Origin of the sequence: Paraburkholderia sp. CNPSo 3272 (assembly GCF_024206495.1) — a bacterium.
Taxonomy (GTDB): domain Bacteria; phylum Pseudomonadota; class Gammaproteobacteria; order Burkholderiales; family Burkholderiaceae; genus Paraburkholderia.
The window spans coordinates 57,529-75,278 of the sequence record NZ_JAMBPQ010000035.1 but is presented as its reverse complement, the minus strand read 5'-3'; the positions used below and the strand labels follow the sequence as shown (position 1 = coordinate 75,278).

17 protein-coding genes and 1 tRNA gene are annotated in these 17,750 nt (G+C 66.2%); 4 read left to right on the top strand and 14 right to left on the bottom strand.

Going from position 1 to position 17,750, the window contains the following annotated elements:
• The first annotated feature begins 107 nt into the window (after positions 1–107).
• A complete protein-coding gene (rodA, locus tag M3I53_RS29775; RefSeq protein ID WP_254319387.1) occupies positions 108–1,274 on the top strand; it encodes a rod shape-determining protein RodA in 1,167 nt (388 codons plus the stop codon).
• Between the two features lie 98 nt (positions 1,275–1,372).
• Here the strand turns inward: rodA and M3I53_RS29770 are convergent, their stop codons facing one another.
• From M3I53_RS29770 to rsmB, 10 genes are all read right to left on the bottom strand, one after another.
• Positions 1,373–2,098, bottom strand: coding sequence for a tetratricopeptide repeat protein (locus M3I53_RS29770; protein ID WP_254319386.1), 726 nt, complete (start codon positions 2,096–2,098; stop codon positions 1,373–1,375).
• Positions 2,095–2,877, bottom strand: a complete 783-nt coding sequence (locus M3I53_RS29765) for an HpcH/HpaI aldolase/citrate lyase family protein (RefSeq protein WP_254319385.1) — start codon at positions 2,875–2,877, stop codon at positions 2,095–2,097. The genes M3I53_RS29770 and M3I53_RS29765 overlap by 4 nt, the downstream gene beginning before the upstream one ends.
• A gap of 228 nt (positions 2,878–3,105) precedes the next feature.
• Complete coding sequence (queD, locus tag M3I53_RS29760; RefSeq protein WP_254319394.1) at positions 3,106–3,549, bottom strand: 6-carboxytetrahydropterin synthase QueD; 444 nt, start codon at positions 3,547–3,549, stop codon at positions 3,106–3,108.
• A 31-nt stretch (positions 3,550–3,580) separates the two neighbouring features.
• Positions 3,581–4,213: a 7-carboxy-7-deazaguanine synthase gene (gene queE, locus M3I53_RS29755; protein WP_254319384.1), complete on the bottom strand. Its 633-nt coding sequence runs from the start codon at positions 4,211–4,213 to the stop codon at positions 3,581–3,583.
• A gap of 157 nt (positions 4,214–4,370) precedes the next feature.
• A complete protein-coding gene (gene queC, locus M3I53_RS29750) occupies positions 4,371–5,102 on the bottom strand; it encodes a 7-cyano-7-deazaguanine synthase QueC (protein ID WP_254319383.1) in 732 nt (243 codons plus the stop codon).
• Positions 5,103–5,381: 279 nt separating this feature from the next.
• Positions 5,382–5,457 (bottom strand) — tRNA-Phe (locus tag M3I53_RS29745).
• A 94-nt stretch (positions 5,458–5,551) separates the two neighbouring features.
• Positions 5,552–6,253, bottom strand: a complete 702-nt coding sequence (gene esaR / locus M3I53_RS29740; RefSeq protein WP_254319382.1) for a response regulator transcription factor EsaR — start codon at positions 6,251–6,253, stop codon at positions 5,552–5,554.
• A complete protein-coding gene (locus M3I53_RS29735) occupies positions 6,254–8,683 on the bottom strand; it encodes a PAS domain-containing sensor histidine kinase (protein WP_254319381.1) in 2,430 nt (809 codons plus the stop codon).
• On the bottom strand, positions 8,673–9,266 hold the full coding sequence (locus tag M3I53_RS29730) for a DUF4390 domain-containing protein (protein ID WP_254319380.1): 594 nt from the start codon (positions 9,264–9,266) through the stop codon (positions 8,673–8,675). Before M3I53_RS29730 ends, M3I53_RS29735 begins: the two co-directional genes overlap by 11 nt.
• Positions 9,263–10,801 carry a 16S rRNA (cytosine(967)-C(5))-methyltransferase RsmB gene (gene rsmB / locus M3I53_RS29725; protein ID WP_254319379.1) on the bottom strand — a complete coding sequence of 513 codons (1,539 nt, stop codon included), beginning with the start codon at positions 10,799–10,801 and terminating at the stop codon, positions 9,263–9,265. The genes M3I53_RS29730 and rsmB overlap by 4 nt, the downstream gene beginning before the upstream one ends.
• A gap of 234 nt (positions 10,802–11,035) precedes the next feature.
• Here rsmB and M3I53_RS29720 point away from each other — a divergent pair, with 234 nt between their 5' ends.
• A complete protein-coding gene (locus M3I53_RS29720; protein ID WP_254319378.1) occupies positions 11,036–12,229 on the top strand; it encodes a hypothetical protein in 1,194 nt (397 codons plus the stop codon).
• 54 nt (positions 12,230–12,283) lie between these two features.
• Here M3I53_RS29720 and htpX read toward each other — a convergent pair whose 3' ends face one another.
• The 4 genes from htpX to def all read right to left on the bottom strand — a co-directional run bounded on the left by htpX (position 12,284) and on the right by def (position 15,607).
• Entirely contained in the window at positions 12,284–13,138 is an 855-nt protein-coding gene (gene htpX / locus M3I53_RS29715) for a zinc metalloprotease HtpX (RefSeq protein ID WP_254319377.1), read from the bottom strand.
• A 130-nt stretch (positions 13,139–13,268) separates the two neighbouring features.
• Positions 13,269–13,919 (bottom strand): LysE family translocator, encoded by a 651-nt coding sequence (locus M3I53_RS29710; protein WP_254319376.1) that lies wholly within the window; start codon positions 13,917–13,919, stop codon positions 13,269–13,271.
• A 125-nt stretch (positions 13,920–14,044) separates the two neighbouring features.
• Positions 14,045–15,040 (bottom strand): methionyl-tRNA formyltransferase, encoded by a 996-nt coding sequence (gene fmt, locus M3I53_RS29705; protein ID WP_254319375.1) that lies wholly within the window; start codon positions 15,038–15,040, stop codon positions 14,045–14,047.
• A 63-nt stretch (positions 15,041–15,103) separates the two neighbouring features.
• Positions 15,104–15,607, bottom strand: a complete 504-nt coding sequence (def, locus tag M3I53_RS29700) for a peptide deformylase (RefSeq protein WP_254319374.1) — start codon at positions 15,605–15,607, stop codon at positions 15,104–15,106.
• Positions 15,608–15,890: 283 nt separating this feature from the next.
• Here def and dprA point away from each other — a divergent pair, with 283 nt between their 5' ends.
• Together dprA and M3I53_RS29690 are read left to right on the top strand one after the other, a co-directional pair.
• Positions 15,891–17,153, top strand: coding sequence for a DNA-processing protein DprA (gene dprA / locus M3I53_RS29695; RefSeq protein WP_254319373.1), 1,263 nt, complete (start codon positions 15,891–15,893; stop codon positions 17,151–17,153).
• A 95-nt stretch (positions 17,154–17,248) separates the two neighbouring features.
• Positions 17,249–17,626 (top strand): thioredoxin family protein, encoded by a 378-nt coding sequence (locus tag M3I53_RS29690; protein ID WP_254319372.1) that lies wholly within the window; start codon positions 17,249–17,251, stop codon positions 17,624–17,626.
• The last annotated feature ends 124 nt before the right edge of the window (positions 17,627–17,750 follow it).

The window sequence follows — 17,750 nt, the reverse complement described above, 5'->3', positions numbered from 1 at the left end:
GCCCTGGCCCCCAACGCCCGCACCGCCCCGCCAGCGCGAGCGACGCGGCCACGCTCGCACCGCCGCCCAAGCCCGCAACGGGCGGCATCGACGAGTAAGGAACCACCATGCCTTTCCTTCAGCTCGACAAGATCGACAAGCGCGCGGTGCTCGACACGCTGCGCAAGATGTTCCTCGGCTTCGACCGCCCGCTCGCGCTCACCGTGTTCCTGCTGCTGTGCGTGGGCATCGTCACGCTGTACAGCGCGAGCCTCGACGTGCCGGGCCGCGTGGAAGACCAGCTGCGCAACATCATGCTCACCTTCGTGCTGATGTGGGCGCTCGCCAACGTGCCGCCAAACACGCTCATGCGCTTCGCGGTGCCGATCTATACGTTCGGCATCGCGCTGCTCGTTGCCGTGGCGCTATTCGGCCTCACGCGCAAGGGCGCAAAACGCTGGATCAACGTGGGCGTCGTGATTCAGCCCTCGGAAATCCTCAAGATCGCCACTCCGCTCATGCTCGCCTGGTACTATCAGCGCCGCGAAGGCGTGATGCGCTGGTACGACTTCATCGTCGGCTTTGTGATCCTGCTCGTGCCGGTGGGGCTCATCGCCAAGCAGCCGGACCTCGGCACCGCCGTGCTCGTGTTCGCGTCGGGCCTCTTCGTCATCTATTTCGCGGGACTGTCGTTCAAGCTGATCGTGCCGGTGCTGATCGCGGGCGTGATCGCCGTAGCCTCGATCGCGGCGTTCCAGGACAAGATCTGCCAGCCGCAGGTGAACTGGCCGCTCATGCACGACTACCAGAAGCACCGCATCTGCACGCTGCTCGACCCGACCTCCGATCCGCTGGGCAAGGGCTTCCACACCATTCAGGCCGTGATCGCGATCGGCTCGGGCGGCCCGCTCGGCAAGGGCTGGCTGAAGGGCACACAGTCGCACCTGGAGTTCATCCCCGAAAAGCACACCGACTTCATCTTCGCGGTGTTCTCCGAAGAGTTCGGCATGGCGGGCGGCCTCGTTCTGCTCACGCTCTACATGTGTCTGATCGCGCGCGGGCTCTATATCGCCGCGAACGGCGCGACGCTCTTCGGGCGATTACTGGCCGGTTCGCTCACGATGGCGTTCTTTACCTACGCGTTCGTCAACATCGGCATGGTGAGCGGCATCCTGCCCGTGGTGGGCGTACCGCTGCCGTTCATGAGTTACGGCGGCACGGCGCTCACCACGCTCGGCGTGGCGATCGGGCTCATCATGAGCGTGGGACGCCAGAAGCGGTTGATGCAGAGTTGAGGGCGCGGCGGGCGGCCATTCCCGCCAGATCGCAGCAGCAATAAAAAACGCGCCGGTATGCCCGGCGCGTTTTCGTTTCGGCGGTCGCTTGCTGACGCTTACTGCGTGGGCGCCGACTTCATCAGCTGTGCGCTCAACTGCTGGTATTTCAGGCGCGCCACCGGATCGCCCTGGGCCGCCGCCGCGGCATAGTACGCGCGCGCGACGTTGAGGTTCTTCGGCACGCCGTCGCCGCCGCGCTCGTAGAACGAGCCGGTCACGTATTGCGCCGTCATGTCGCCGCCCTCGGCGGCCTTCTTGTACCAGTAGAACGCCTGCTTGTTGTCGCGCGTCGTGCCTCGACCGTCCAGGTACTGGTTCGCGAGCGCCAATTCCGCCTGCACGTGGCCCTGTTTGGCCGCCTTGAGGAACCACTGGTGCGCCTGCACGGGATCGCGCTCGACGAAGTCGCCGTCGTCGTACATCTTGCCGTACACATACTGCGCGTGCGACATGTTCGCGTCCGCGGCCTTGCGCAGCCACTTGCGGCCCTCGCCGACGTCGGCGGCCCCGCCTTCGCCGTTCACGAGCATCATCGCGTAGTTGAACTCCGCCAGCCGGTTGCCGCGTTCGGCCGCCGCCTGGAACTCGGTGCGCGCCGCGCTGAGATTGCCCGCGTTGTAGTCGGCAACGGCGTTCGCCGTTTGCGGATCGGATTCCGCGCCCGCGGTAGCACTTGCGGCGTCGGCGGCTGCCGTGGCTCCGCTCACGCCGAGCGCGGCGGCCGCGAAACAGCCGATCGCGAGCGTGCGCACTAGCGCAAAAAGCGCTTTCGGACGCTTCATGATCTCGCCTCCTGGAGCGCCTGGCGTGTCGCGCGCACGAGCCACATCACGTCGGCGGCCAGGGCGATGAAGCTAAAGCCCATCTCGCGATACTGCCTGGCGGCGGCCGCATCCATCGCGAAGATGCCCGCAGCCACGCCCGCCTCGCGCGCGGCTGCGACGATGCGCTGCACAGCGGCGACCACGTCCGGATGCTTCGAGTCGCCGAGATGGCCAAGGCTCGCCGCCAGATCGGCGGGGCCTACGAACAGGCAGCCGACGCCCGGCACCCGCGCGATCTTCTCGACTTCGGCCAGCGCCGCCGCCGACTCGATCTGCACGATCGTCGCGATCTGCGCGTTCGCGCCCTGAAGGTAGTCGCGCCGCATGCCGTAGGCCGCCGCGCGCACCGCGCCCGCTACCCCGCGCTGGCCACCGGGCGTGCTCGCGTCGGGATATTGCGTGAGGCTCACGGCGCGCGCCGCTTCTTCAGCTGAAGCCACATTGGGGAACATCACCGTGCGTGCGCCCGCGTCGAGCACGTGCTTCACGAGCCACGGCTCGCTGTCGGGCAAACGCACTACCGGCTCGGTAGGCAGATGCGCCGCCGCGATGGCGCGCAGTTGCGCGATGGTGTCGGCGCTGTCGTTCGGGGTGTGCTCCATGTCGATCAGCAGCCAGTCGAAGCCGGCGTGCGCGAGCGCCTCGGCGGCGGTCTCGCTGCCCATCGAGAGCCATAAGCCGAATAGCGGGTCCGCCTCCTTGAGGCGTTCCTTGAGGGGATTGGTGAAGGTGCTCATCGCCGTGCTCCCGGCGAGGCTGCGGGGCGCACGCGCCAGAGACGGGCGGTTTCGCCCGGCAGCGCGGCAGCCGGCAGGTCTCGCTCCGTTATGTGTTTGTCGGACCGCGCGCGGGGATGCGCAGGCCTTGCGGCAATGATCATACCGCGACAAAAACTTGCGGGACGGCACGGAAAACCCGCCTTGCGCGGGTCGCGGGAGCGAGGGTGAGTCGGGGTCCTGCGCGCGTCAGCCGCGCGTGACTTCGGCCCAGCAGTTCGGCGTCTCGTACAGGCGCAGCTTGTGCAGGCGCAGATTCACGCCGTAGTGCGCGTCGTACACGTTCGCGAGAATGTCGAAAGCGATGGCCGCGAGGTTTTCCACCGTCGGAATGCGGTCGATCACGACCGTCTTGTGGCCCGGCAGCGTTTCGAGGAAGCCGCGCACCTGCGTATCGCCCGCGAAGACGAGGAACGCGTGATCCCACAGGTCGACGAGATGCTGGTTCGCGAGCGACTTCACGTCGGCGAAGTCCATCACCATGCCGCGATCGGGCGCGCCCTCGGTTTCGACGAGGTCGCCTTCGAGCGTGATTTCGAGCACGTAGCGATGGCCGTGCAGATTACGGCACTGGCTGCGGTGGTCGGGGATGCGGTGGCCCGCGTCGAATTCGAGTTTTCGGGTGATCGTCAGCACGGCGCTTCTTCAGGTAAATTCGCGTGAATCAGGGAATGTTCAGGTATTTGTGGGTCTGCATCGACAGGCGCCACTGCGGATGGCGCTTGCACCAGTCGATGGCGAGCTTCGTGTTCAGGTCGCGCGACGGGCCGTCCATGGGCTGCACGAGAAAATACTCGAAATCGAGCTTCGCGTAGTCGGCGAGGCGCTGGTTTTCCTGTGGCACGACGACCTTCAACTCGTTGCCCTTCGTGACGACGAGCGGCGCGTCGGCCTTCGGGCTCACGCAGATCCAGTCGATGGTTCCCAGCACCGGCAGCGAGCCGTTGGTTTCGATCGCGATTTCGAAACCGGCGGCGTGCAGCGCGTCGACGAACGGCTGGTCGATCTGCAGCATCGGCTCACCGCCCGTGCAGACCACGAAGCGGTTGCCCTCGCCTTCGGGCCATAGCGAAGCGATCTGCGCGACGAGCTCTTCCGGCGTGCGGAATTTTCCACCGTTCTCGCCATCGGTGCCGACGAAATCGGTGTCGCAGAAGCGGCAAACGGCCTGCTCGCGATCTTCCTCGCGGCCCGACCACAGATTACAGCCGGCGAACCGGCAGAACACGGCCGGACGCCCGGCGTTCGCGCCCTCGCCCTGCAACGTGTAGAAAATTTCCTTTACCGCGTAAGTCATCGTGCAGCCTGGTTCTGGCTCATTCGCGCAAGGCGCGTGCAAAGCCGGTTGAGGTCTCGGGCGCGAAATCATCTATCGGCGGGGGCGCGCCGCCCGTGCGCGGCCCTGACCGTATTCGTTCACCGCGAAAGTCACGCGCGCGGCCCGAGGCTCACGCTCAGACCGGGGCTTCCGTCACGTTTTCGCCGGCGAGATACGCTTCGTACCCGCGCTTGCGCAACTTGCACGCCGGGCACTCGCCGCAGCCGAAGCCCCACGCGTGAAGCTCGGCGCGCTCGCCCAAGTAGCAGGTGTGCGTTTCCACGCGGACCATGTCTACCAGCGCTTCGCCGCCCAGCTTTTCGGCGAGCCGCCATGTGTCGGCCTTGTCGAGCCACATAAGCGGCGTTTCCAGCACGAAGCGCGTGTCCATGCCGAGATTGAGCGCCACCTGCAGCGCCTTCATCGTGTCGTCGCGGCAGTCGGGGTAGCCAGAGAAGTCGGTTTCGCACATCCCGCCCACGAGCACCTTGAGCCCGCGACGATAAGCGATCGCCGCGGCGATCTGCATGAACATCAGGTTGCGGCCCGGCACGAAGGTGTTCGGCAAGCCGCTCGCGGCGGTTTCGATCTCGATCTCGCGCGTCATGGCCGTGTCGCTGATCGAGCCGAGCACCGAGAGATCGATCATGTGATCGTCGCCGAGACGCTCGCCCCATTCGGGAAACGTGCTGGCGATCGCCGCGCGAAAGCTCTCGCGGCATTCCAGTTCGACGCGATGACGCTGGCCGTAGTCGAAGCCGAGCGTTTCGACGCTCTCGTAGCGGTCGAGCGCCCATGCGACGCACGTGGCTGAATCCTGGCCGCCGGAAAACAGGACGAGCGCGCCTTTGGCTTCTGTTCGAGTCACCGTGAAACTCCGTGTATGAGGTTTCCGCACGAATGCTTTCGCTGCTGGCGCTTTGCTGGCTTTGCTTGCCCGCTTTCGTCGCCTGGCGCCCGGCGGACCGGCGGGGACAACCCCCGCGCCGGCTCATGCAGTATAGGCCGGGGCCCCTCTACGGGCATCGGCGCACCCTTATACCCTGGATACCGTCGATGTCTGGAATGCGGGCCGCAAGACAACTGGACACAACGCGAGCACAACGAAAAAGCCCCAGGAATCGAACGATCTCCTGGGGCTGCATTCTGGTGGCCTGGGACGGAATCGAACCATCGACACGCGGATTTTCAATCCGCTGCTCTACCAACTGAGCTACCGGGCCAACGAAGAAAAAAGATTATAGCGATGGATTTAGCGTTTGCCAAGTGGCTTTCGCAAAATTGAAGAGCCTGCCCGCGCCGCTCACCTGCCCGGGTTCATTCGCCCTTGCTCTTGCCGAGGTCCACGCCGAGCTGCTTGAGCTTGCGATACAGGTGCGTACGCTCAAGCCCCGTTTTTTCGGCGACACGCGTCATGCTGCCGTTCTCGCGCGCGAGGTGGTACTCGAAGTAGGCGCGCTCGAACGCGTCACGCGCATCGCGCAACGGGATGTCGAACGAGATCGATGCCGTTTGCGTGGCCGCGCCCGCCTGCATGCCATGCACACCGTCTGCGCCCAGCACCGGCAGCGCCGCCGCCGACGCCACGACCGCGGGTCCGCCCGCAGCCGTCTTCCCGACCGCCGCCGCCGTGGCCGGCGCGACCGGCGCGGCCGTGCCGCGCGCGAGCCCCTGCTCGACCGCCTTCAGCAGCTTTTGCAGCGCGATCGGTTTCTCGAGGAAGTTGAGCGCGCCGATCTTCGTCGCCTCGACGGCGGTGTCGATGGTCGCGTGCCCCGACATCATGATGACCGGCATCGTGAGATGGCCCTGCGCGGCCCATTCCTTGAGCAGCGTCACGCCGTCGGTGTCCGGCATCCAGATATCGAGCAGCACGAGGTCCGGCACGTGGCGCTGCCGGAACTCGCGCGCCTGCTGCGCATCTTCCGCGAGCTCCACGACGTGTCCTTCGTCGCTGAGGATCTCCGAGAGCAATTCCCGGATGCCCATTTCATCATCTACCACCAGGATGGTTGCCATTTACGCTGCCCTTGTCTGCACTGTTGCTTTTGATCCTTGCTCCGCTTCGGCACGCGCCTGCCCCTCCCCGGATCGGCCGGGTCCGGGCGTGGCGGCATCGTCTGCCAACTGGAGAAAGAGAATCGAGATCTGCGCGCCTTCGATCACATCGCCCGCTCTCATTCGATTGCGGATGTCGATGCGCGCGCCGTGCTCGTCGACGATCTTCTTGACCATCGCAAGCCCGAGTCCTGTTCCTTTGGCCTTGGTCGTCACATAGGGTTCGAACGCACGCGTGAGAATGCGCGCCGGGAAACCCGGGCCGTTGTCCGATACCGTGAGACGAACCGCCACGCGCGTGCGTCCTTGCGCGTCGGGGTCTCCGTATTCTACGGCGCGGGTCTCGAGCGTCACGCGAGGATTCTGCGTGTCGGCCACCGCGTCCTGCGCGTTTTGCAGCAGGTTGTGGATGACCTGGCGCAATTGCGTCGCGTCGCCGCGTATCACCGGCAAGTCGGAGAGCTCGACCTTGATCGCGCTCTTGCCTTCTTCCGCGCCGTAAAGCGTGAGCACTTCGCTCACCAGTTCGTTGAGCTGCAGGCTCGCGAGCACCGCCGGCGGCGTGCGCGCGTAATCGCGGAAGTCGTCGACCATCTGCTTCATCGCCGCGACCTGATTGACGATGGTGGTTGCGCCGCGCCTGAGCACTTCGGCGTCGGTTGGCGCGAGCTTGTCGGTGAGCTTCATCTGCAGGCGTTCGGCCGAGAGCTGGATCGGCGTGAGCGGATTCTTGATCTCGTGCGCAAGACGCCGGGCGACCTCGCCCCACGCGACCGAGCGCTGCGCCGAGATCACGTCGGAGATGTCGTCGAACACCACGACGTAGCCCGAGGTCTGCATGTCGCCCGCGTCGCGGCCCGTGTCGGATACGAGGCGCGCGCCGCGCACGAGCAGCGTGAGCGGATCGGTCTCGCCCGGAATCGGCACGGAGAACTGCTGCTGCCAATGGCCGCGATCGCGATCGCCGCCTTCGCGGTCCGAGCGCGAAGCTTCCTGGTCGGCGAAGGCCTTGCGCACCATCGCGCCGAACTCCGTGAGCGCGCCGATATGATCGAGCGCGACGCCGAGTTCCGTCTGGAACGGCTGACGGAAAATGCGCTCCGCACCGGGGTTCGCCGTCGTGAGGCGGAACTGCCGGTCGAAAACGAACACGCCCGCCGTGAGGTTCGCGAGAATGCTCTCGAGGTACGCCTTCGAATGCTCGAGCGCGACGCGGTTCTTCTCCACAGCCTGACGCGCTTCGGAAAGCTGGCGCGTCATCGCGTTGAACGACTGCGTGAGGAAGCCGAGTTCGTCGCGCGACTTGATTTCGCGCTTGGGCGTGTAGTCGCCCTCGGTCACTTCCTTCGTGCCCTGCGCGAGCAGGAAGAGCGGCCTCGCCAGCTGGTTGCCGAGCGCGAGCGCGAGCATCATCGCGACGAAGGTAGCGAGGAAGAGCGCGAGCGTGAGCGTGCCGATATACATCTTGCGCAGGCCCGTGCGGCCGAGCGCCTTCTCCTGATACTCGCGATACGCGCGCTGCACGGCGTCGGCATTGCGCGCGAGCGCGGCCGGCACCGGCTGCTCGAGCTGCAGGAAGCGCTCGACCGGCTGCAGATCCGTTGTGTTCGCATCGGGAATGCGCGTGACCACACGCAATCGAAGCGCGCCCTTCGAGCCAAGCTGATGCGGGTCGCCGTCCACTTCGCCTTCGATCGCCGCATAGCCGCGCCCGCGCGCCTGATCGATCATGAGCGCCGTGGGCAAGTCGGCGGGCATGAGCGACGAGAAGTTGCTCGACGCCTGCGCCACCACGTGCATGTCGGGCGCCGCGCCCGACATGCTGCGCACCGGCTCGACGATCATCGCGTCTTGCACGCCGAACTGGTCGCGCGCACGCAGGAGCGTGAGCGTCGTGCCCGCGGAATCGCCGTTCGCGATCTGCTCGGCCATCAGACGGCCCTTGGTTTGCAGGTCGGAGAGCGAGGCGTCGAGCATGCCGCGGCCGAGATTCAGGCCCGCGGTGAGCGCGGTTTCCACGTTCACGTCGAACCACGACTCGATCGAGCGCGAGACGAACTGATACGAAACGATATAGATGATGCCGCCCGGCACCACGCCCACGAGCGCGAAGAAGAACGCGAGCTTGGCGAGCAGCCGCGTGCCGAACTTGCCGCGCCTCAAGCGCACGACGATCACGATCATGAGCGCCGTGACCACCGACAGGAAGATCAGCGCGACGACAATGTTGGCCGCGTAGAGCCAGCCGTAGTAGCGGTCGAAGAACTCGGTGTTCGCGCTCGCCGCGGCGAGCAGGACGAGCAGCAGCGTCGCGGTGAACGCGACGGTGGAGACCAGCAGCTTGACGACGACGCTGCTGAAGCTGGTGGCGCGGCGCACTTTATTTAGCACGTTCGGTCACCGTGAAGTTGAAGCGCTTCCAGTCGGAAGCGAGGTTCCAGTCGCGGTTGTTCACGGCGTCGATCTGGAACGGCTTGGGCATCAGCGCGACGTCGAGCTGCATGCGCACCGAGGCCGTATACGTTTCGCCGGCATGCACGTCGTTGCGGTCGATCACGTGCCACGAGGTGACGTGCTTGATGACCGCGAGCGCGTCCGCGAGCGTCGAGAAGCCGAGTTGCAGACCGCCGCTCGACACGCGGTACTCGCGCGTGAGCGGCTGGAACGACAGGCGAATGCTTTGCGAAACGCTCACCGGCTGTTCGTCGAACCAGTACCAGCGCGCGCGCGTGAGCTCGAAGTCGGTGGTGAAGTAAAGCGGAATGCCCTTGTTGACCGCGTCTTCCAGGCTGCTGTTGAGGTCGAAGTCGAAACGGGCGTCGAGGCTCCAGCCGTTGCTGTCGGCCTGTAGCGACGCGCGCTGCACCGAGATCGAGTCGGCGCGCGCCGGCGCGGCGGCCACGAAGCCGACGACGGCAAGCACCAGCCAGATCAGGGCCGCGAACCGCAGCGGGAAGAAGCGTTTGATGGTCACCGTTTCTGAAAGCGCGCGTAGAAGAATCCGTCGTGATCTGCGGTGCGATCGGGAACGGGAAAGCCAGTTGTCGTCACGTCGGCCTTTGCAGCCGCCTCGTGCCGCGCCTCGCCGGCTGCGCCGTCTTCTGGCCTCCGGGCCGGCGCGCCGAACGCCTCGGGCAGCACTTGCCCCGGGGCGTCCAATCGTACCGCATCCGCATGGGTGCTTTCAAACCAGCGCGCCTGCGCCTCGCCTTCCTCGGGGAAGATCGAGCAGGTCACGTAGAGCAGTTCGCCGCCCGGCTTCACGAGCGGCCACAGCGCGCCGACGATGCGGCGCTGCTCGGCGGCTAGCGCCGCAATGTCGCTCTCGCGGCGCAGCCAACGAATGTCCGGGTGGCGGCGCACGATGCCCGAGGCCGAGCACGGCACGTCGGCGAGGATGCGATCGAAGCCTTCGCCGTCGTGCCACGCGGAAGGATTGCCCGCGTCGCCTACCACGATCGTTGCACGCCGCATCAGGTGCGCGGGATCGTCGTGCGTAAAACCGAGGCGCGCGAAGTTTTCGCCGATGCGCGCGGCGCGCGTGGCATCGCTTTCGAGCGCAACCAGGTCGATGTCGGCAAGCTCGAGCAGATGGCCGCTCTTGCCGCCGGGCGCCGCGCATGCGTCGAGCACGCGCATACCGTCACGCACGTCGAGGATTTGCGCGGCCACTTGCGCGCCGGCGTCCTGCACGGACACGTCGCCCGCGAGAAACCCGGGGATGCGATCCACCGGCAACGCAGCGGCGAGACGCACCGCATGTTCGCCGATCTGCGTGGCGACGATGTCCTCGGCGGCGAGCCGCTGGACGTATTCGGCCGCGCTCGCACGGCGCGCGTTCACGCGCAGCGTGAGCGGGCCCTGCGTGTTGCCCGCGGTGAGAATCGCCTGCCACTGTGCGGGCCACGCGGTGCGCACCGCGTCGATCCACCAGCGCGGATAGTTCCAGTGGGCGGTTTCATCGGCGTGAGCGGCGGCAAGCGCGGTGTCGCGCTCGCGCAAAAAGCCGCGCAGTACCGCATTGACGAGCCCCTTCGCGAAGGCGATCTCGCGGCGCGCGGCCACGGCGCGCACGGCCTGATCGACGACCGTAAACGGCGTGTATGCCGCGCTCGCCTCGTCTTCGGCGAGCAACGCCAGCGCGCAGGCCAGCAGGTTCGCGACCAGCGGCGGCGGCGCCTTGCTCACGCGCTGCCGGATCAGCCAGTCGACCGTTCCGAGCCGCCGCATCGTGCGGTACGCGATGTCCTGCACCGCGCCGCGAGCCTGCGGCGCGAGGTCGGCGGGCAAAGCGGCGAAGGCGCTCGCGAGCGCGGCGGGCAACGCCGAACCGGCACGCACCGCGCCGATCGCATGAGCGGCCTGGTCGAGCGCAAAGCCTAGCGAATCGGGGGCCAGGTGCACGGCGTGGCTGCGCGCCGGCGCTGCGCCCTGCTGGCGCGCGGGCGATGCGGAACTCTTTTTGCCGTGAGACGGCTTGCTGGGTGGCCGGGATGGGCTCGATGTCATGAAGAAACCGGATGCGGGCCGCGGTGAAGTGCGGCGTCAATGAAGCACAAGCGAGCCATTGTAGCGTGGCGAGCGCGCAACACTGCCAGCCGGCGCGATTCCCTTTGACGGTACCGCGCCCGCAGGCAAACAGCGGCGAAAAGCGCAGAGATACATATTGGCGGATACCGACTAACAGCCCGCCGCATGATGGCGACAGAAAACGCTCCTCCCCCCTGCGTCGTAGCGGCCATCATGAAACTACTCGGGAAGAAACAAGACTTCGCGTTCCTCGCCTTCGTCGCGCTCTTTTCCGTGTACCAACAGGGACGGGGAAAACTGTTCTCGCCCTTCTGGGACTACAAGGTGTACGCGTACGCGCTGGATCAGTTCAAGCGCGGCGCGAATCCGTATATCCCGCACGGATTCCCCTTCGTCTATCCGCCTATCTTCCTGAATCTGTTCTCGCGCGTGCCGTTTCACTGGCTCTATCTGGCATTCGTTGCCGCGTCGCTGATCTATCTCGCCTACAGCATCCGGCAGGCGGATTTCGTCGTCGCGGGTGCGTTGGGATTTCTGACCGGCGGCGCGGGCGTGGGCGGCATCCTCACGGGGAATTTCGCCATCTTCGGCCACCTGCTGATCATTGCGCTTTTTTATGCGGCTTCGCAGGACGCTTCACCGCACTCGCCGCATTCAGCGCAGCAACGCGGCAACGCGACGGCAAAGTATTGCGCGCTGGCTTTTTTCATCGCCCTCTTCGCCTCCATCAAGATCTATTTCCTGACCTACGCCGTCGTGTTCTTTTTTATCCCCAAAGGCATGCGCTATTTCTTCGCCGTGCCCTTGTGCGTTGCGAGCGCAACCATCGCGCAGCTCGTGCTGGAACCGCGCCTGTGGACCGACTTCGAAACCCTGCTGCGCTGGCAGATGCTCGCCCAGAACGATTCCGGACTCGTGCTGTTCGGGATACTCGAACAGCACGTGCGCGCGCTGTCGACCCTGGAGGACGTCCTGTTCTACGAACTGGTGGTCGTGGCGCTGTTCGCGTACGCGGTCAATCCATTGCGGGGGCGGCGGCTCATGGTTGCCGAAAACGCAAGCGTGCCCGGCCGGCTGTTCTATGTGCTCGCGTTCTGTCTCGCGCTGAATCCGAGAATGAAGGAATACGACATCGCGCCGTTTTTTGCATGCTGCTACGTATCGCTCTTCCAGGGCAGCAAAGAAGAAAACCGGATGGATCGGGTGTTTTTCTACGCCGTACCGCTGGCGTTCATCGCCGCGTGGATCGTCGTGAAGTTCGGCCACGTGTACTACGCGCTCGACGTGTCCTGGTTCATCGGCGTCTATTTCGTGTTCTTCGTGGTTTCGCTGCGTCAACGGGCGTTGCGGTTTTCGGCGCGAGCGGACGCCCGACATCTGGACGGCGACGCTGCGGCGACGGGCTGAATAAGAAACGCCTCCGAAGAGGCGTTTTTTCCGTCAATCGCTACCCGTTCGCGTTTAGTGTCTGCCGCCCGCAGCTATCTCCATCAAGCGGCGGATGCGCTCTTCCGTGGACGGGTGCGTGCTAAAGAGGTTCTGCAAGCCGCCGCCGGAAAGCGGATTCATGATCATCATCTGCGCCGTGGCCGGATGCTGTTCTGCCGCCGGGAACGGAATGCCCTGCGCGTAGCGGTGGATCTTGTCGAGCGCCGAGGCGAGCGCCTGCGGATCGCCGGAAATCTCGGCGCCGCCGCGGTCCGCCTCGAACTCGCGCGCACGCGAAATCGCCATCTGGATCAGCGCGCCAGCGATCGGCGCGAGCAGCGCCACGGCAATGCTCGCGATGGGGTTCGCCGGGCGGCCGTTTTCGTCGCGGCCGCCGAAGATCATCGCGAAGTTGGCGAGCGCCGAGATCGCGCCGGCCATGGTGGCCGAGATCGTCGAGATGAGGATGTCGCGGTGCTTCACGTGCGCCAGCTCGTGCGCCATGACGCCGCGCATCTCGCGCTCGGACAACACGCGCAGGATGCCGGTGGTCGCCGCGACCGCGGCGTGCTCGGGGTTGCGGCCCGTGGCGAAGGCGTTGGGCGCGTCCTCGTTGATGAGGTAGACGCGCGGCATGGGCAAGCCCGCCCGCGTGGCCAGATCGCGAACCATGCGATAGAACTGCGGCGCCGTGGTCTCGTCGACTTCCTGCGCGTTGTACATGCGCAGGACCATCTTGTCCGAATACCAGTACGAGAAAAAGTTCGTGGCAAGCGCGAAGAACAGCGCCAGCACCATCCCGCGATGCCCGCCGATCAGCCCGCCAATCACGATGAAAAGGGCCGTAATCGCGGCCATCAACATCGCGGTTTTGACCCAGTTGAACATGTGCTGTGCTCCTTCACCCGCGAGGGGATCAAATCGATCGTTGAACGCCCGCCGCCAGCTAGTCAGCTAGCGTCAAGCGAGCGCATTGTAAGCGATTTGTTAGATATGGGCAGTTGCGAAAAATTCAATCTCAACGCGTGGCGGTCGCGAGCTTCAGGCCCAGCCCGACGAACGCCGAACCGACCGTGCGGTCGAGCCACTTCTTCACGCCCGGCTTGCCCGAGAAGCGCCGCGTGACGCTGCCCGCCACCCACGCGACGAAGCTGTTCCAGACCGTGCTCATCAGCAGGAAAACGGCGCCGAGCGTGAGGAAAGCGAGGGCCTTGTGCTCCGTCCCCGTGGTCACGAACTGCGGGAAGAAAGAGACGAAGAACAGCACCACCTTCGGATTGAGCACGTTGGTGCAGAAACCCGCAACGAACAGTTGGCGCAGCGGGCGCGGCGCGGCGGCAGGCGGCGTGGCTGGCGTGGCGCCTTCGGCGGCCCTGGCCTCATGTTTCGTGAGCACGAGGCGCACGCCGAGATACACGAGATAGATCGCGCCGACCATCTTGATGACCGTGAACGCCGTGGCCGACGCCGCGAGTAACGCGGTCAAACCGAACGCGCACGCGAGCGTGTGCACGCAGCAGCCCGCCGAAATACCCAGTGCCGAAACGAGGCCCGCGCCGCGGCCCTGCGCGACGCTGCGGCCGACGATATAGGCCGTGTCGGGCCCCGGCGTCACGTTCAGGAGAAATACGGCGACGACAAAGAAACCGAAATGGGTAATGCCGAGCATGACAACCTCAAAATCGAAAAACGCGCTTCAAACGCCATTGATTCTAGCGCGCCGGGAACCGCGCGACATTTGGCCTCGCGGTCGTTTTCAGGCGCTGGCGCTCAGGCAATGGCGCGAGCGCTGGCTCAGGCCGCTGGGACGTCGGGCAACTGGAACCTCTGCCCCGCCGTCAGAGGCATGCCAGCCAGGAATTCACGTGCGGGCAGCCGCTTGCCGCCCGGCTTTTGCATCTGCGTGAGGCGCAGCGCGCCCTCGCCGCAGGCCACCACCACGCCCGCCGGGCTCACTTCGAGAATTTCGCCCGGCGCGCCGGCGGCGGTAGACGTGCGCGCTACCGGCTCGGCGGCCCACAGCTTGAGCTGCGCGCCGTCCAGCGTGGCCGCGCCGCCCGGGAACGGGTCGAACGCGCGAATCTGGCGCGCGAGCGCCTGCGCGGGCCGCCGCCAGTCGAGCGCGGCTTCCTGCTTGCCGATCTTCTCGGCGTAGGTCGCGCCCTCCGCCGGCTGCGGCGTGGCGGGCAGCGCGCCGTCGCGCTCGAGCGCGGCGAGCCCATCCACGATCAGCTTCGCGCCGAGTTGCGCCAGGCGGTCGTGCAGCGTCGCCGTGGTGTCGCCGGGCGCGATTGGCGTGCGCTCCTCGGAGATCATCGGGCCGGTGTCGAGCCCCGCGTCCATCTGCATGAGCGTAATGCCGGTTTCGGTGTCGCCGGCTTCGATCGCGCGATGAATCGGCGCGGCGCCGCGCCAGCGCGGCAGAATGGACCCATGAATGTTGATGCAGCCGCGCGGCGGGATGTCCAGCACTTCCTGCGGCAGCAACAGCCCATAGGCTGCGACCACCATCACGTCGTGCGGCGTGGCGCGCAGCAGGTCGAGCGCCGCGGCGGCTTCCTGCGGATACTTGCCCGTGCGGCGCAGCGACGGCGGTTGGGCGACGGCGATGCCGTGCTCCTGCGCATAGCGCTTGACCGGGCTTGCCTGGAGCTTCATGCCGCGGCCTGCCGGGCGGTCGGGCTGGGTCAGGACGAGCGGCACGGCAAAGCCCGCTTCGTGAATCGCCGCGAGCGCCGTGGCGGCGAATTCCGGCGTGCCGGCGAAGATGACGCGAAGGGTGTGGCTCATGGGCGCTCGGTGCTCAGTTCGCTGAAAGCGGGTGGATGAAGAAAGAGACGGCGCGGATTGCGATTACATCGCGCGTTCGAGCTTTTTCATCTTGCTGCGGATGCGCGTCTGCTTGAGCGACGAGAGGTACTCGACGAACACCTTGCCCATCAGGTGATCCATTTCGTGCTGGATGCACACGGCAAGCAGCCCTTCGCAGTCCACCTCGTAGGTCTCGCCCTTTTCGTTCATCGCGCGCACGCGCACCTTTTCCGCGCGCTCGACTTCATCGTAGATGCCCGGCACGGAAAGACAGCCTTCCTCGTGCACTTCGCGCTCGTCGCTCGACCAGAGGATTTCCGGGTTGATGAACACGCGCAGCTCGTCGTGCGCGTCGGAAACGTCGATCACCACGACGCGCTCGTGCACGTCGACCTGGGTGGCCGCCAGACCGACGCCCGGCGCGGCGTACATGGTTTCGGCCATGTCTGCGACCAGTTTGCGGATGCGGTCGTTGACCACCTCGACCGGCTTCGCGACCTTGTGCAAACGCTTGTCCGGGTAATGAAGAATGTTCAGTAGAGCCATGATTTGACGGGTTTCTCGTTGGGCGCCCGAAAGAGCCAGGTGCAGGGAACGATGCGCGGCCTGGCCATTCGGCCAGCTTGCGGGTCCCAGGCCGGATACGGAGGATATCTCCTCATATTCGGACGAAAGGGCCGCAATTCAACGTTGAACGCGCGTATCGCCCGTGCGGACGCGCTGCGCGCGAAGGCGTGCGCAATGCCACGGGTAAAGACGCCACGGTGTATTTCGGATGGTGAAAATTTTATCACGAGGTGCGGCAAACCGTCCGCGCCCGGGGAACGCAATGCCGACGACCTTGCCGCTGTCTGCCGAAGAACTGGCCGCCTGGCTGCACCTCACCCTCGCGCGCGGCCTGAGGCCCGCTGCGCTGCGTGCGCTGCTCAGCGCGTTCGGCCTGCCTCAAAACGTACTGGCCCAACCATTCGCCGCACTCGCCGCGGTGGCGGGTGCGCAAGCTGCCCACGCCGCCCTCGCCGAGCCCCGCCCGGACTTCGCGGCCCAACTCGAAGCCCTGCAGGCCTGGCGAGCGGCACCCGGCAACGCGCTCATCACGCTTGCCGACCCGGCGTATCCCGCCCGTCTGCTCGATATGCCCGATCCACCGCCGCTGCTCTATGCAAAGGGCCGGCTCGAACTGCTCCACGCACGCGCAATAGCCGTCGTGGGCAGCCGCAACGCCACGCCACAGGCGGTCGAAGACGCCGCGCGCTTCGCGCGCATACTCGCCGCGTCGGGTCTCACGGTCGTCTCGGGGCTCGCGCTCGGGGTGGACGGCGCTGCGCATGGCGGCGCGCTCCACGAGGAGGGCGGCACCGTCGCCGTGATCGGCACCGGCGCGGATCTCGTCTATCCCCCGGCGCATCATCCGCTCGCCATGAAGATCGCCGTACACGGCGCGCTCGTCTCCGAATGGCCGCTCGGCACGCCGGCGCGCTCGGCGAACTTTCCGCAGCGCAACCGCGTGATTGCCGCGCTCGTCGAAGGCGTGGTGGTGGTCGAGGCAGCACAACGTTCCGGCTCGCTCATCACGGCAAGGCTCGCCAACGAAATGGGCCGCGACGTATTCGCGCTGCCCGGCTCGATTCACGCGCCGCTCACGCGCGGCTGCCACGGGCTCATCAAGCAGGGCGCGCAGCTGGTCGAATCGCCCGAAGAGGTGCTCGACGCACTCAATGTTGGGCAACCCCCGGGTGCCGGGCGCGCGCCCGCGTCGCCGCGGGAACGACGCCGCCAGAAGGTCTCGGTTCCCTTCGACCGCATGCCGCGCAACGCCGCAAGCGAGACGCCACAACTGGCGCTCGAATTCCGCCGTCCCGAGCCGCCGCCTGTACATCGCGCTAACGCACGAAAATCGCCCGCCGGCCTTGGCGCCGAAGCCCGGCGCCTGCTTGACGCACTCGGTCACGCGCCGGCCACGGTTGAAATCCTTGCACAGCGCACCGACATGACCGAAGCGGTGCTGCAAGGCACGCTGCTGCAACTCGAACTCGCGGGACACCTCGACGCCTTGCCCGGCGGCTGGTTCGTGCGGGCCTCGCGCGGCTGATATGCGGATTGGGGGAGCATCACCGCCCGCGCGCCGCCGTGATACATTCGCGCCAAATACCCCGCTCTATATATAAGAGAACGCAAGGAACGACCATGCCCGCGCTAGACCTCGACACCGACGCCGACCAGATCGCCGAGCGCGTCAGCAATCAGGACACGCTGTTCGTCGCGTGCCTGTGCGCGCAGTGGTGCGGGACGTGCCGCGACTACCGGGCCACGTTCGACCGCATCGCCGAGGCGCATCCCGATGTCTGCTTCGCGTACATCGACATCGAAACCCATGCCGATCGCTTCGACGATCTCGATGTCGAGAACTTCCCGACCATCCTGATCGAGGACGGTCACGCCACGCGCTTTTTCGGCACGGTCCTGCCGCACGCCGCCGTGGTCGAGCGCATGCTCTCGGACCTCACGGCGCTGCCGGGCGTCGCCGACGCGCCCAAGCTGCGGCCCGCTTTGATTGCGGTTTGAGCACGCTCTGCATCTGACCCCGCTCAGGCATGCTGCTTGCCGCGCGGCCTGGCGCGCCCTTATGATTGGGCGCCCTGGCGGGTGCGCGGGTGTCGTGATGAGATGACGCAAAAACCGACGCCGA

Bases quoted from the DNA above. Each gene is read 5' to 3' on its own strand.
- rodA (WP_254319387.1), top strand. From the start codon at position 108: ATGCCTTTCCTTCAGCTCGACAAGATCGACAAGCGCGCGGTGCTCGAC.
- M3I53_RS29770 (WP_254319386.1), bottom strand. From the start codon at position 2,098: ATGAAGCGTCCGAAAGCGCTTTTTGCGCTAGTGCGCACGCTCGCGATC.
- M3I53_RS29765 (WP_254319385.1), bottom strand. From the start codon at position 2,877: ATGAGCACCTTCACCAATCCCCTCAAGGAACGCCTCAAGGAGGCGGAC.
- queE (WP_254319384.1), bottom strand. From the start codon at position 4,213: ATGACTTACGCGGTAAAGGAAATTTTCTACACGTTGCAGGGCGAGGGC.
- esaR (WP_254319382.1), bottom strand. From the start codon at position 6,253: ATGGCAACCATCCTGGTGGTAGATGATGAAATGGGCATCCGGGAATTG.
- rsmB (WP_254319379.1), bottom strand. From the start codon at position 10,801: ATGACATCGAGCCCATCCCGGCCACCCAGCAAGCCGTCTCACGGCAAA.
- M3I53_RS29720 (WP_254319378.1), top strand. From the start codon at position 11,036: ATGAAACTACTCGGGAAGAAACAAGACTTCGCGTTCCTCGCCTTCGTC.
- htpX (WP_254319377.1), bottom strand. From the start codon at position 13,138: ATGTTCAACTGGGTCAAAACCGCGATGTTGATGGCCGCGATTACGGCC.
- M3I53_RS29710 (WP_254319376.1), bottom strand. From the start codon at position 13,919: ATGCTCGGCATTACCCATTTCGGTTTCTTTGTCGTCGCCGTATTTCTC.
- fmt (WP_254319375.1), bottom strand. From the start codon at position 15,040: ATGAGCCACACCCTTCGCGTCATCTTCGCCGGCACGCCGGAATTCGCC.
- def (WP_254319374.1), bottom strand. From the start codon at position 15,607: ATGGCTCTACTGAACATTCTTCATTACCCGGACAAGCGTTTGCACAAG.
- dprA (WP_254319373.1), top strand. From the start codon at position 15,891: ATGCCGACGACCTTGCCGCTGTCTGCCGAAGAACTGGCCGCCTGGCTG.
- M3I53_RS29690 (WP_254319372.1), top strand. From the start codon at position 17,249: ATGCCCGCGCTAGACCTCGACACCGACGCCGACCAGATCGCCGAGCGC.